Origin of the sequence: Ralstonia pickettii (assembly GCF_016466415.2) — a bacterium.
Taxonomy (GTDB): domain Bacteria; phylum Pseudomonadota; class Gammaproteobacteria; order Burkholderiales; family Burkholderiaceae; genus Ralstonia; species Ralstonia pickettii.
The window spans coordinates 1,157,262-1,171,726 of record NZ_CP066771.1; the positions used below are offsets into that span (position 1 = coordinate 1,157,262).

General features: G+C 63.5%; 10 protein-coding genes. 9 read left to right on the forward strand and 1 reads right to left on the reverse strand.

Annotated elements, in window-relative coordinates; genetic code table 11:
• Nucleotides 1-8: 8 nt before the first annotated feature.
• The 8 genes from ugpA to zapE all read left to right on the forward strand — a co-directional run bounded on the left by ugpA (nt 9) and on the right by zapE (nt 10,861).
• Nucleotides 9-890: a sn-glycerol-3-phosphate ABC transporter permease UgpA gene (ugpA, locus tag RP6297_RS05505; protein WP_009238377.1), complete on the forward strand. Its 882-nt coding sequence runs from the start codon at nt 9-11 to the stop codon at nt 888-890.
• Between the two features lie 18 nt (nt 891-908).
• Nucleotides 909-1,757, forward strand: a complete 849-nt coding sequence (gene ugpE / locus RP6297_RS05510; protein WP_009238376.1) for a sn-glycerol-3-phosphate ABC transporter permease UgpE — start codon at nt 909-911, stop codon at nt 1,755-1,757.
• 10 nt (nt 1,758-1,767) lie between these two features.
• Complete coding sequence (locus tag RP6297_RS05515; RefSeq protein WP_009238375.1) at nt 1,768-2,865, forward strand: sn-glycerol-3-phosphate import ATP-binding protein UgpC; 1,098 nt, start codon at nt 1,768-1,770, stop codon at nt 2,863-2,865.
• On the forward strand, nt 2,862-3,614 hold the full coding sequence (gene ugpQ / locus RP6297_RS05520) for a glycerophosphodiester phosphodiesterase (RefSeq protein WP_009238374.1): 753 nt from the start codon (nt 2,862-2,864) through the stop codon (nt 3,612-3,614). Before RP6297_RS05515 ends, ugpQ begins: the two co-directional genes overlap by 4 nt.
• A gap of 291 nt (nt 3,615-3,905) precedes the next feature.
• Nucleotides 3,906-6,770 carry a 2-oxoglutarate dehydrogenase E1 component gene (locus tag RP6297_RS05525; protein WP_009238373.1) on the forward strand — a complete coding sequence of 955 codons (2,865 nt, stop codon included), beginning with the start codon at nt 3,906-3,908 and terminating at the stop codon, nt 6,768-6,770.
• A gap of 134 nt (nt 6,771-6,904) precedes the next feature.
• Nucleotides 6,905-8,158: a 2-oxoglutarate dehydrogenase complex dihydrolipoyllysine-residue succinyltransferase gene (gene odhB, locus RP6297_RS05530; protein WP_009238372.1), complete on the forward strand. Its 1,254-nt coding sequence runs from the start codon at nt 6,905-6,907 to the stop codon at nt 8,156-8,158.
• Between the two features lie 67 nt (nt 8,159-8,225).
• Nucleotides 8,226-9,662 (forward strand): dihydrolipoyl dehydrogenase, encoded by a 1,437-nt coding sequence (lpdA, locus tag RP6297_RS05535; protein ID WP_009238371.1) that lies wholly within the window; start codon nt 8,226-8,228, stop codon nt 9,660-9,662.
• Nucleotides 9,663-9,763: 101 nt separating this feature from the next.
• Nucleotides 9,764-10,861: a cell division protein ZapE gene (gene zapE, locus RP6297_RS05540; protein WP_009238370.1), complete on the forward strand. Its 1,098-nt coding sequence runs from the start codon at nt 9,764-9,766 to the stop codon at nt 10,859-10,861.
• Between the two features lie 20 nt (nt 10,862-10,881).
• Here the strand turns inward: zapE and RP6297_RS05545 are convergent, their stop codons facing one another.
• Entirely contained in the window at nt 10,882-11,724 is an 843-nt protein-coding gene (locus RP6297_RS05545; protein WP_009238369.1) for a 2-phosphosulfolactate phosphatase, read from the reverse strand.
• Nucleotides 11,725-11,911: 187 nt separating this feature from the next.
• Between RP6297_RS05545 and RP6297_RS05550 the strand changes: the two genes are divergently transcribed.
• Nucleotides 11,912-14,455, forward strand: coding sequence for a heavy metal translocating P-type ATPase (locus RP6297_RS05550; protein WP_037027412.1), 2,544 nt, complete (start codon nt 11,912-11,914; stop codon nt 14,453-14,455).
• Nucleotides 14,456-14,465 lie beyond the last annotated feature (10 nt).

A 14,465-nucleotide genomic window follows, 5' to 3' on the forward strand; every position in this document is an offset into this window, starting at 1 on the left:
AATGTCGCATGGAAAAACGCGTCGTTTTCCGATCGCGCTGGCTGCCGTATGTGCTGGTCGCCCCGCAGATCGTCGTCACTCTGGTGTTCTTCTTCTGGCCCGCGGGGCAGGCGCTTTACCAGTCGCTGCTGCGCCAGGATGCCTTCGGCATCAACCTCGAATTCGTGGGGCTGGAGAACTTTCACGATCTGTTTGCCGATCCGACCTACCTCGGTTCCTTCCAGACCACGGCGGTATTCGCCATTGGCGTTGCGCTGGTTGGTCTTGGCACCTCGCTGGCGCTGGCGTATTTTGCCGATCGCGCGCTGCGTGGCGCCACATTCTATAAGACCTTGCTGATCTGGCCGTACGCGATTGCGCCGGCCGTCGCGGGCGTGCTGTGGAGCTTCCTGTTCAACCCATCACTGGGCATCGTCTCGTTCGTGATCCGCAAGATGGGCGTGGACTGGAACTTCGTGCTCAACGGCGGTCAGGCGCTGACGCTGGTGGTCATCATCGCGGCGTGGAAGCAGATCAGCTACAACTTCCTCTTCTTCCTGGCAGGGCTGCAAAGCATTCCGAAGTCGCTGATCGAAGCGGCCGCCATTGACGGTGCCGGGCCGTGGAAGCGCTTCTGGTCGATCGTCTTTCCGCTGCTGTCGCCCACCACGTTCTTCCTGATGGTGGTGAACGTCGTCTATGCGTTCTTCGACACCTTCGCCATCATCGATTCGGTCACGCAGGGCGGCCCGTTCAAGGCGACGGAGACGCTGGTGTTCAAGGTTTATCAAGACGGCGTGCGCGGTCTGGATATCGGTGGATCGGCAGCGCAGTCGGTGATCCTCATGGGCTTGGTCATCGTGCTGACGATCGTCCAGTTCCGTTACGTTGAACGCAAAGTCCAATACTGAAAGGAGGGCAGACGCACCATGATTGAACGCCGTCCGTTCCTGGACTTCCTCACCCACGTCGTGCTGATTCTCGGTGTGATCGTCGTGGCGTTTCCGGTGTACGTCGTATTCGTCGCGTCGTCGTTGACGGCCGAAGACGTGCTGCAGGCGCCCATGACGCTGATCCCCGGTCCGCATCTCATCGAAAACTACCGCACGGTGCTCACGTCGGGCATGGGCAACTCGGCCACGCCGGTCGGCACCATGCTCATGAACAGCCTGATCATGGCACTGGGCATCTCGCTCGGGAAGATCGCCATCTCCATCATCTCGGCGTTTGCGATCGTCTATTTCAAGTTCCCGCTGCGCAAGACGTTCTTCTGGCTCATCTTCGTCACGCTGATGCTGCCGGTGGAAGTTCGGATCCTGCCCACGTACAAGGTGGTGTCGGACCTTGGCATGCTGAACAGCTACGCGGGCCTGACGATTCCGATCATTGCGTCGGCCACGGCCACGTTCCTGTTTCGGCAGTTTTTCCTGACGATTCCCGATGAATTGGCGGAAGCTGTGCGCATCGATGGCGCCGGCCCGCTCAAGTTCTTCTGGGACGTGGTGCTGCCGCTCTCGCGCACCAGCATCGCGGCATTGTTCGTGATCCAGTTCATCTACGGCTGGAACCAGTATCTCTGGCCGCTGCTGATCACGACGGAAAAGAACATGACGCCCATTGTGCTGGGCGTGACGCAAATGATCTCCCGCTCCGGCGATTCCGCCACCGACTGGAACCTGCTGATGGCCACCGTGATGCTGGCCATGTTGCCGCCAGCGGCAATCGTGATCGGGATGCAGCGGTGGTTCGTGAAGGGCCTCGTCGAAACCGAAAAGTAAAAGAAGCAAGATGGCAAAACTTTCGCTACGCAACGTTCAGAAGCACTACGCCAACCTCCAGGTCGTGCACGGCATCGACATGGAAATCGGCGACGGGGAGTTCATCGTCATCGTCGGCCCCTCGGGCTGCGGCAAGTCCACGCTGCTGCGCATGGTGGCGGGCCTCGAGCCCATCACCGGCGGCGAAGTTTGGATCGGCGACCGCGTCGTCAACGAACTCGAGCCGGCCGAGCGCGACATCGCGATGGTGTTCCAGAACTACGCGCTGTATCCGCACATGAGCGTGTTCGACAACATGGCTTATGGCTTAAAGATTCGCGGCTTGCCCAAGAGCGATATTCAAGCGCGTGTGGAACAGGCTGCGGGCATTCTCGAGCTGGGCAAGCTGCTGGATCGCAAGCCGCGTCAGCTCTCGGGCGGGCAACGCCAGCGGGTGGCCATGGGTCGGGCGATCGTGCGTGAACCGGCTGTGTTTTTGTTCGACGAGCCGCTCTCCAACCTGGATGCCAAGCTGCGCGTGCAGATGCGCCTGGAGCTGAAGGATCTGCATCGCCGTTTGCGCACGACGAGCCTGTACGTCACGCATGATCAGGTCGAAGCCATGACGCTGGCCGATCGCATGATGGTGCTCAACGGCGGCCGGGTCGAGCAGATCGGCACACCGCTCGAGGTGTACTCGCGTCCGGCGAGCACGTTTGTGGCCGGTTTTATTGGCTCGCCGCCGATGAACCTCGTGCCCGTGTCGCGCAACGCCGGCGGCGACACGCAGATTCGGGTGGACGGAGCGAAGGAGAGCGATGCCGCCGCCACGCTCGGCCACTTGCCGATGGGCCTTCATCTGCCCGAGCGTGCGCTCATGGGTTTGCGTCCCGAACATATCGAGCCGTGCTCGGCTGATGAGGCCATCGCCTTCATCGACGTGCGCGTGGTGGAGGCCCTCGGCGCGGATGCATTCGCGTACGGCGCCCTGGCCGGCCATCCGGTCGTGGTTCGTCTTGAACCGCACGCCAGCGTAAAGGCGGGCGACAAGCTACCCATCACCGCGTCGGCCGAGCACCTGCACTGGTTCGACCCGCAAACCACGCGCCGCATCGAGGCGCTGGCATGACCGGCGCGCGCGCATTGCCAGCCTGGCCGTATCCGCGTGCTATTGCGCACCGCGGCGCGGGCAAGCTGGCGCCGGAGAACACGCTGGCAGCCTTCCGCCATGGTGCGTCGTTCGGCTATCGCATGTTCGAGTTTGATGTGAAGCTCTCAGGCGACGGCGCGTCGGTCCTGTTGCACGACGCCACGCTGGATCGCACCACGAACGGCGCGGGCCGTCTTGATGCGCTCACGCTCGGTCAGATCGCGCAGCTGGATGCAGGCAGTTGGCACAGCCCCGCCTACGCCGGCGAGCCGGTGCCCACGCTGGCAGCCATCGCGCGCTACCTTCGCGCCAACAACTTCCTTGCCAATATCGAGATCAAGCCGGTGCCAGGCGCGGAGTGGCGCACCGGCGCGGCGGTTGCGCTGGATGCCCGCACACTGTGGGCCGGCGCCGCCGTGCCGCCGCTGCTGTCGTCGTTTTCCGAAGATGCGCTGGCTGCCGCGCGCGAGGCGGTGCCGGAGTTGCCTCGCGCGTTGCTGCTCGACAAGCTCCCGGCCGATTGGCTCGATCGCCTGCGCGCATTGGATTGTGTTGCGCTCGACGCCAACCATCGCGAACTGACGCCCGAGATCATTGACCAGGCACACGCCGCAGGCTTTCGCGTCTGCTGCTATACCGTCAACGACCTGGATCGCGCGCACCTGCTTTGGAGCGCAGGACTGGATGGTTTGATCACCGATTGGGTAGATCGTATTTCGCCCGCCTGAATGTGATGGAAGCATGGTTTTGATGTGGCATAACAAGGGTCGTTTGTCACGTCAAAGAATCAGAATATTGCTTATAAACATGCTATGCTTCTGCCTCGTGAAGACTTAGGTCCTTCCCGCACAACTTGTCTGTAAAAGCTGTCTCGGTACCCCCTTTCTGCCATGCGCGATCCGGTCCGACCAGGTGATTTCAGGCGATTTAGTTTGCGATCCGCTAACCGGTCAAGCCGTGTCGCGGAAGGTTGATGAACCCGCTGAACTCCGGCAGACCCGGAGAAAAGTGAGCGCCCCATGACAGAGCTGTATAAGCAGTACCTGGACACTTCGTACCTGTCCGGCGGTAACGCCGCCTACGTTGAAGATCAGTACGAAGCGTACCTTCAAGATCCCACGTCCGTTAGCGAGGCACTGCGCGCGTACTTCGATGCGCTGCAGAACGTCCCCGCCGTCGACGGTTCCAACGCCCGGGATATCCCCCACGCCCCCATCGTCACCTCGTTCGCCGAGCGCGCCAAGCATGGCCCGATCCGCACGATCGTCGCGTCTGCCGATTCCGATATGGGTCGCAAGCGCGTGGCGGCGACGCAGCTGGTGGCTGCCTACCGCAACGTGGGCCTGCGTTGGGCCGATCTCGATCCGCTCAAGCGTCAGGAGCGCCCGCCCGTTCCGGATCTGGACCCGGCTTTCTACGGGTTCACCGAAGCCGATCAGGACATCGTTTTCAACGCCAGCAACACGTATTTCGGCAAGGAGTCGATGAGCCTGCGCGAGCTGGTCAACAACCTGCGCGAAACGTACTGCGGCTCGATCGGCGCTGAGTTCATGTACATCAGCGACCAGGCGCAAAAGCGCTGGTGGCAGGAGCGTCTGGAAACCATTCGTTCCAAGCCGACGTTCTCGGCTGAAAAGAAAAAGCACATCCTCGAACGCCTGACGGCCGCTGAAGGCCTCGAGCGCTTCCTGCATACGAAGTACGTCGGTCAGAAGCGTTTCTCGCTGGAAGGCGGCGAAAGCTTCATCGCGGCGATGGACGAACTGATCCAGCATTCCGGCGCCAAGGGCGTGCAGGAAATCGTGATCGGCATGGCCCACCGCGGCCGTCTGAACGTGCTGGTCAACACGCTGGGCAAGATGCCCGCTGACCTGTTCGCCGAATTCGAAGGCAAGCACGTGGACGACCTACCGGCCGGCGACGTGAAGTACCACAAGGGCTTCTCGAGCGACGTGACGACCCCGGGTGGCCCCGTCCACCTGTCGCTGGCGTTCAACCCGTCGCACCTGGAAATCGTCAACCCGGTCGTGGAAGGCTCGGTCAAGGCACGTCAGGAGCGTCGCGGCGACAAGCACGGCGCGCAGGTGCTGGCTGTGCAAGTCCACGGCGATGCGGCCTTCGCAGGCCAGGGCGTCGTGATGGAAACGCTGAACCTCGCGCAAACGCGTGGTTACGGCACGGGTGGCACGATCCACATCGTCATCAACAACCAGATCGGCTTCACGACGTCGGACCCGCGCGACTCGCGCTCGACGCTGTACTGTACCGACGTGGTCAAGATGATCGAAGCGCCGGTCCTGCACGTGAACGGTGACGATCCCGAAGCCGTCGTGCTGGCCATGCAACTGGCCGTGGATTTCCGTACCGAGTTCCAGAAGGACATCGCGGTCGACATCATCTGCTTCCGTAAGCTCGGCCACAACGAGCAAGACACGCCTGCGATGACGCAGCCGCTGATGTACAAGAAGATCGGCACGCACCCCGGCACGCGCAAGCTCTACGCCGACAAGCTGGTCACGCAGAAGACGCTGAAGCCCGAGGAGCCGGACGCCCTGGTGCAGGAATTCCGTGCCGCCATGGATGCGGGCAAGCACACGGTCGATCCGGTGCTGTCCAACTTCAAGAACAAGTTCGCGGTGGATTGGCTGCCGTTCCTGAACCGCAAGTGGACGGATTCGGCCGACACGGCGGTGCCGATGGCCGAACTGAAGCGTCTGGCCGAGCGCATCACCGTCATCCCCGATCACTTCAAGCTGCATCCGCTTGTTGAGAACGTCGTCAACAACCGCGCCAAGATGGGCAAGGGCGAAGTGCCGCTGGACTGGGGCATGGGCGAGCACCTGGCCTTCGCATCGCTGGTGGCATCTGGCTACCCGGTTCGTATCACCGGCCAGGACGCAGGCCGCGGTACGTTCACGCACCGCCACGCCGTGCTGCACGATCAGAACCGCGAACGTTGGGACGCCGGCAGCTACATCCCGCTGCAGAACGTGTCGGAAAGCCAGGCTCCGTTTACCGTGATCGACTCGGTGCTGTCGGAAGAGGCCGTGATGGGCTTCGAGTACGGCTATTCGTCGGCAGAGCCGAACACCCTGGTGATCTGGGAAGCCCAGTTCGGTGACTTCGCCAACGGCGCACAGGTCGTGATCGACCAGTTCATCTCGTCGGGCGAAGTGAAGTGGGGCCGCGCCTCGGGTCTGACGCTGATGCTGCCGCACGGCTACGAAGGCCAAGGTCCGGAGCACAGCTCGGCACGCCTGGAGCGCTACCTGCAGCTCTGCGCAGACCACAACATGCAAGTGGTGCAGCCCACCACGCCGGCGCAGATCTTCCACCTGCTGCGTCGCCAGATGATCCGGATGTTCCGCAAGCCGCTGATCATTCTCACGCCCAAGTCGCTGCTGCGCAGCAAGGATGCTGTGTCGCCGCTGTCGGATCTGGCCAAGGGCCATTTCGAGACCGTGATTGCCGATACGGCCGAAGATCTGAACGCCGCCAAGGTCAAGCGCGTCGTGGCTTGCTCGGGCAAGGTCTACTACGACCTGGTCAACGCTCGTAAGGAACGTGGCCTGACCGACACGGCGATCATCCGTGTGGAACAGCTCTATCCGTTCCCGCACAAGTCGTTCGCAGCCGAGCTCAAGAAGTATCCGAACCTCGCTGAAGTGGTGTGGTGCCAGGACGAGCCGCAGAACCAGGGTGCCTGGTTCTTCGTGCAGCACTACATCCTCGAGAACATGACCGAGGGCCAGAAGCTGGGCTACGCAGGCCGCCCGGCATCGGCATCGCCGGCCGTGGGCTACTACGCCAAGCACAACGAGCAGCAGAAGGCACTGATCGATGCCGCGTTTAGCAAGCTCAAAGGCTTCGTGCTGAACAAGTAAGCGACATTCGCTCCAAGGCGGCAGCTTCGGCTGTCGCCTTGACGCATCTCCGCTACCGAATTCCACCATATATCGAATTAGCGCGGCTCCCGAACGAGAGGGGCACGTGCACATGAATCCAAGGAAGCACCGAAATGGCTATCGTTGAAGTCAAGGTCCCGCAGTTTTCCGAGTCCGTTGAAGAGGGCACGCTGATCTCCTGGAAGAAGAAGCCGGGCGAAGCCGTGGCCCAGGACGAAATCCTCATTGAAGTCGAGACCGACAAGGTTGTGCTGGAAGTGCCGGCCCCGTCGGCTGGCGTGCTGGCTGAAGTGCTGGTCGCCGACGGCGCAACCGTGACGTCGGAACAGCTGCTGGCCAAGATCGACACCGAAGGGAAGGCAGGCGCCGCGGCTCCGGCAGCTGCTGCACCGGCCCCCGTGGCTGCTGCACCGGCACCGGCTGCTGCCGCTCCGGCCGCCGCTGCAGCGGGTGGCGTGGCGATGCCGTCGGCTGCCAAGCTGATGGCCGAGAACAACCTGTCGGCTGGCCAAGTGGCCGGCACGGGCCGCGATGGCCGCATCACCAAAGGCGACGTGCTGGGTGCCGTGGCCGGTGGCGCCAAGCCGGCTGCTGCTGCCGCTCCGCAAGCCGCACGTCCGGCGCTGCAGCAAGTGGCTGCTCCGGTGGACTTCGCCGCCCTGGGCGACCGTCCGGAAGAGCGCGTGCCGATGAGCCGCCTGCGTGCCCGTATCGCCGAGCGTCTGGTGCAGTCGCAATCGACCAACGCTATCCTCACCACCTTCAACGAAGTCAACATGAAGCCGGTGATGGACTTGCGCGCCAAGTTCAAAGACCAGTTCGAGAAGACTCACGGCGTGAAGCTGGGCTTCATGTCGTTCTTCGTGAAGGCGGCTGTCCACGCGCTGAAGAAGTACCCGATCATCAACGCATCGGTTGACGGCAACGACATCGTCTACCACGGCTACTTCGACATCGGTATCGCTGTTGGCTCGCCGCGCGGCCTGGTGGTGCCCATCCTGCGCAATGCCGACCAGATGAGCCTGGCCGATATCGAGAAGAAGATTGCTGAATTCGGCCAGAAGGCCAAGGACGGCAAGCTGACGCTGGACGACCTGACCGGCGGTACGTTCTCGATCTCGAACGGCGGCACGTTCGGCTCGATGCTGTCGACCCCGATCATCAACCCGCCGCAATCGGCCATCCTGGGCGTGCACGCCACCAAGGACCGTGCCGTGGTGGAGAACGGCCAAGTCGTGGTCCGCCCGATGAACTACCTGGCCATGTCCTATGACCACCGCATCATCGACGGCCGCGAAGCCGTGCTGGGTCTGGTGGCGATGAAGGAAGCGCTGGAAGATCCGGCCCGCCTGCTGCTGGATCTCTAATCGACCGCGTTGATGACACGAGACGCCGCCCGCGCTGTGCGGCGGCGTCCGAATCGAGGATTTCTCCATGAGCAAAGAATTTGACGTGCTGGTGATCGGCGCCGGCCCCGGCGGTTATATCGCCGCCATCCGCGCGGGTCAGCTGGGCCTGAACGTGGCCTGCTGCGAAGACAACCCCTACGATGATCCGAAGGGCGAGCCGCGCCTGGGTGGCACCTGCCTGAACGTCGGCTGCATTCCTTCGAAGGCGCTGCTCGCCTCGTCGGAAGAGTTCGAGAACGTGAACCACCACCTGGCCGACCACGGCATCACGGTGGATGGCGTCAAGGTCGACGTGGCCAAGATGCTCAAGCGCAAGGACGACATCGTCGGCAAGATGACGAAGGGCATCGAGTTCCTGTTCCGCAAGAACAAGGTGACGCTGCTCAAGGGCCACGGCAAGTTCGTCGGCAAGACCGACGCCGGCTATCAGGTCGAGATCGCAGGCAAGGCCGGCACGGAAGTCGTGACTGCCAAGCACGTGATCATTGCCACGGGCTCGAAGGCTCGCCATCTGCCGGGCGTGAAGGTCGACAACGTGACCATTGCCGACAACGAAGGCGCACTGAAGTTTGCCGAAGTGCCGAAGAAGCTGGGCGTGATCGGCGCTGGCGTGATCGGCCTGGAACTAGGCTCGGTGTGGCGCCGTCTGGGTGCCGAAGTGACGATTCTCGAAGCGCTGCCGAGCTTCCTCGGTGCGGCGGACGAATCGGTTGCCAAGGAAGCCAACAAGCTGCTGACCAAGCAGGGCCTGAAGATCAACGTCGGCGTGAAGGTTGGCGAGATCGAATCGTCGGCCAAGGGCGTGAAGGTCAACTACACCGACGCTGCCGGCGCTGCGCAAGTGCTGGAGTGCGACAAGCTGATCGTGTCGATCGGCCGCGTGCCGAACACCGACAACCTGGGCCTGGAAGCGATCGGCCTGGCGGCGGATCAGCGTGGCTTTATCGAAGTGGACGACCACTGCGCGACAAAGCTGCCGAACCTGTGGGCGATCGGCGACGTGGTGCGTGGCCCGATGCTGGCGCACAAGGCAGAAGACGAAGGCGTGGCTGTGGCCGAGCGCATCGTCGGCCAGAAGCCGCACATCGATTACAACTGCATTCCGTGGGTCATCTACACCTACCCGGAAATTGCATGGGTCGGCAAGACCGAGCAGCAGCTCAAGGCCGAAGGCCGCGAGACCAAGGCCGGCCAGTTCCCGTTCCTGGCCAACGGCCGTGCGCTGGGCATGGGTGCATCCGACGGTTTCGTGAAGGTCATCGCCGATGCGAAGACCGATGAAATCCTGGGCGTGCACATCGTCGCAGCCAACGCCTCGGACCTGGTTGCCGAAGCCGTGGTGGCGATGGAATTCAAGGCTGCAGCCGAAGACATCGGCCGTATCTGCCACCCGCACCCGTCGATGTCGGAAGTGATGCGCGAAGCTGCGCTGGCCGTCGACAAGCGTCAGCTCAATATGTAAATCGCAAGCCGCAAGGCAAGCACGATGCCCGGTGAATCCACAAGATTGCCGGGCATCGGTCCATTTGGGCCCGTAAATGGTGCCCCAAGCAGATCAAGCAGATGAACGTCCAGGAAACCTACCTACAGGAACTGAAGGCGCGCGGCTACCAGCCGGACGAAGCGCAGCAACGCGCCGTCGACCGCCTGCAGCGGTGCTACGACGAGTGGGTCGCCTACAAGGCCCGTCGTTCGAATGCGCTGCGCAAGATGCTCGTGCGCCCCGATTTGCCGCGTGGCGTCTACATGTGGGGCGGGGTGGGGCGCGGCAAGTCGTTCCTGATGGATGCGTTCTATGGCTGCGTGCCATTGGTGCGCAAAACGCGTCTGCACTTTCACGAGTTCATGCGCGAAGTGCATCGCCAGCTGGAAGAATTGCGTGGCCGCGCTGATCCGCTGGACGAGTTGGCCCGACGCATTGCCAAGCGCTACCGCCTGATCTGCTTTGACGAATTTCACGTCAGCGACGTTGCCGACGCGATGATCCTGCACCGCTTGCTCGATCAGTTGTTTGCCAACGGCGTGCAGTTCGTGATGACGTCCAACTATCGGCCCGACTTGCTGTATCCGGACGGCCTGCATCGCGACCGCGTGCTGCCGGCCATCGCGCTGCTGCAGGAGAAGCTCGACATCCTCAACGTCGACGCGGGTGTCGATTACCGCAAGCGGGCGATGGAGCAGGTGCAGGCGTATTACACGCCGCTGGGCGCGAAGGCCAACTCGGCGTTGCGGGATGCATTTACGGCGGTGGCCGGGGTGCCGGACGAGTCGCCGGTGCTGCGCATCGAGCACCGTGAGATTCGGGCAGCGCGCAAGGCCGGCGGTGTGGTGTGGTTCGACTTCGCCACGCTATGCGGGGGGCCGCGCTCACAGAACGACTACCTGGAAATCGCCTCGCGCTTTCACACAGTCATCCTGGCCGATGTGCCCAAGATGACGCCGCGCATGGCATCCGAGGCGCGGCGCTTCACGTGGCTGATCGACGTGTTCTACGACCACAAGGTCAAGCTGCTGATGTCGGCCGAGGTGCCGGCGGAGGAGCTGTACACCGAAGGCCAAATGGCCAACGAATTCCAGCGCACCGTGTCGCGCATCGTCGAGATGCAGTCACGCGAATACCTCGAAGCACCTCGCCGCGAGGTGGACACGTCGTTGACGTGATTGCTTCCGGTAGCGACAGCCTAGTGTGACGTTGGCGGCGCGTTGCGGTGTGAGGGCGGTGCCTGCGAAGGCCGCAGGCTTGCCCCAAAGAAGTCTTGCGGCAGGCGCTCGGTCTTGCGGTTGACGTTGCGGAACGCGCCTTCCACTAGCATGGGGGCGACGTTGCTTACATCCGTTTGCGAGGCCATGGTCACGTCTTCTGTAAAGCCCCGTTCGCACAGCTCGCGGCCCGATACAGAATCGAGCAACCACGCTTTCATCATGCCGGTCTGCGACGCCTCACGGTAGACCGCGCGAGCCGCGAGCGCTTCCGGCGACAGCGCCTGCGGCAGGAACCCAGCCACCGTTTCCGACAGGTGATGCACGATCGCACCGGCGGCCAGCCAGTCTTCCAGCGCTGGGCGCAAGGTGCCGTCGGCCCAGCGTTCCCCTGATGCCACCACGGCCACCCGTCGGCCCAGCCGCGAGGCAGCTTCCGCGACCGCGCGCGCGTTGCGCAGGCAGCCAGCAAACGTCGGCGTTGATCCAGTGGCGAGTGCGAGCGTCGCCCCATTAGGCGAGGGTAGGACCAGGCTGCTGCCGACCGGCAGTTCCCGCAGCGACGTCGGCGAGAGCGTGTAGCCTGCCTGACTGCGGTTGTAGCCCGCCAGCATCGCCCCCGCGCGGCGCGCGAAGGTTTCAGCGCTGGCGTCGCGCCATGGATACGGATAGATGCGTGCCCCGCGCGCCACGGCCACATCCACACAGGTGCAGAAGGACAAGACGTCCACCACGATGACGGCGTCGCAATGCGGCGCCAGCGCGGACGCGCCGTGCTCGCCCCATTCGCAGTGGATGTTGTACAGGCTGAATTCGGTTGCCATGTCGCGCCCTCCTGTTTGCCTGGTGCAGCTATCCACTATAGGCGGCTTATTTTTTTATGGGAGGGGTGGCTGCGCCGGGTGCTCTGCGGGTCGCATTTCCACCTCAATTTCCACCTCATTCTGATTGCCAGGCGCTTGATGCGCGTCAAGGGCCGGCCGGGGGAGGCTGGCTAGCATCGTCCTCATAATGACGACGACATTCGCCCCCACCCATCCAGCCGCACCGGTTGCCGGAACAGGCTCGCCTATTGGTTCGAGCGGGACAGCCGCGTCGCGCATCACCTGCTATCACTGCGCATCGCCGCTTGACGGTGCCATCGCACTCCACGCGGATATCGGCGGGAAGTCCCGGGAATTTTGCTGTGCCGGCTGCCAGGCTGTCGCGCAAACGCTGCACGCCTCGGGCATGGGCCACATCTATGACGGCCCGATCGCCTTTGCCAAGCCCATCGAAGGCGACCGCCGCACCGAAGCTGAAGCGGTTTGGGCGACCTACGATCTGCCTGTGATGCGTGAGCGCTTTGTACGCCCGCGCGCGGATGGCTCGGAAGAGCTTTCGCTTGCCATCAGCGGCATGCGTTGCGCCGCCTGTGTGTGGCTGATCGAGCGCGCGCTTTCGCGGGTGCCGGGCATGCGTGAAGCCACCGTCAATTACGCCACGGAACGCGCGCGCATCGTCGGCGATGCTGGCGCGCTGAGGCTGTCCGCCGTATTTGCAGCCATTGCCGACGTCGGATATGAAGCGTGGCCGGACCAGCCATCCGCCCGCCGCACTGCCGAGGCGCGCGAACGCCGCAGCCTGCTGATCCGCTTGGGGCTGGCGATGCTCGGGATGATGCAGGTGATGATGTACGCATGGCCGGTGTACCTGCACGGCAGCGACATCCCCGTGAGCCAGACGCGCCTGATGCAGTGGGCGAGCCTGTTGCTGACGGCGCCGGTGGTGTTGATCTCTGCGCGGCCCATTTTCATCAACGCGTGGCGGCAGATACGGCATGCGCACGTCGGCATGGACGTGCCCGTGGCGCTGGGCATTGGCGCAGCATTCGTTGCCAGCGTAGTCGCCACCCTGCGCGGCCATGGTGAAACGTATTTCGATTCAGTGACGATGTTCGTCGCTTTCCTGCTCGCGGCGCGTTATCTGGAGCTGCGTGCGCGGCAAAGCGCAGCGTCGGGCGCCGAGGCGTTGGTGCGTCAGCTGCCGGCCACCTGCCGGCGCATCGATGCCGAAAGCGGTGCGCTGGAAACCATCCCAGTCGCGACCTTGCAGCCAGGGGATTGCGTGGAGGTGCGAGCCGGTGAAGTACTGCCTGCAGACGGCTCCATCGAACACGGCACCACCGAGATCGACGAATCGCTTCTCTCCGGTGAAAGCGTGCCGCGTCCGCGCGACGTGGGCGCGACCGTGCTGGCAGGCAGTTACAACGTTGTCAGCGCCATTCGCGTGCGTGTGTACCGCGTGGGCGCCCAAACGCGCCTTGCCGCCATCGTCGAACTGCTGGAGCGTGCCTTGACGGACAAGCCCCGCATGGCGGAGCTCGCCGATCGTGTGGCCGGGCGCTTTGTTGCAGTGTTGCTCGGCTGGGCGCTGCTGACGGCGATCGCGTGGTGGTGGATCGACCCGACACGGATGTTTGCCGTCACCGTGGCGGTGCTGGTGGTGAGCTGCCCATGTGCGTTGTCGCTGGCCACGCCGTCTGCGCTGGCTGCTGCCAGCGGTGCGCTGGCCAGGCGTGGTGTGCTGGTTACGCGCGGTCACGCTATCGAGAGCCTGGCGGCCGCTACGGATGTGCTGCTCGACAAGACCGGTACGCTCACCGAAGGGCGTTTGCGCTTGTTGAGCATCGAGACCTTCTCCGATCTCGATGCAGAGAATTGCCTCGCACTGGCTTGCGCGATGGAGCAGGCCGAGAGCCATCCGATCGCCCAGTCGTTGCGTGGCGCCACTTCAGATGCAATGCCGTTGCCAACGTTGGGGCCGGTGACGAACGTGCCGGGGCAGGGCGTGTATGCCTTGGCCGACCGTCATGTGATGCGGCTGGGCACGCAGTCGTTCGCGGCGACGCAATACGCAAATCACGCGATCACCTCCATCCGTTACGACACGGAAGCGCCAATGGAGGAGGTGCCGCCGGCGGCCGCGTGCACCTGCGTCTGGCTCGGCCGCAATGGCGAGCCGCTTGCCCGCTTCACGCTGGCCGATACGCCGCGTGGCGATGCGCCTGTCTGCCTGAGCGCGTTGCGTGGGCAAGGCCTGCGCTTGCATCTTGTTTCCGGCGATGCGCCGGAGACCGTTCACTGGTGGGCCAACCGACTCGGTATCGATCACGCGGTGGGCGGCGCCAGTCCCGAAGATAAACGTGCCTACGTGCACAAGTTGCAGGCAAACGGTGCACATGTGCTGGCCGTCGGAGATGGCATCAACGACGCCCCATTGCTTGCGCAGGCGCAGGTTTCCATCGCCATCGGATCCGGTGCGCCATTGGCGCAGGCCGGCGCGGACGCCATTTTCACAGAGCCGCGGCTGCTGGCCATCAGCGAAGCCGTGTCGATCGGTCGCCGCGCATTGCGTGTTGTGCGCCAAAACCTGGGCTGGGCGTTCGCTTACAACGCGATCAGCATTCCGCTGGCCACGCTCGGGTGGCTGTCCCCGCTGGCGGCGGGCATCGGCATGTCGTTGTCATCGCTGCTCGTGGCGCTCAACGCATGGCGTCTTTCGCGCGCGACTTAAAAGGAGGGGC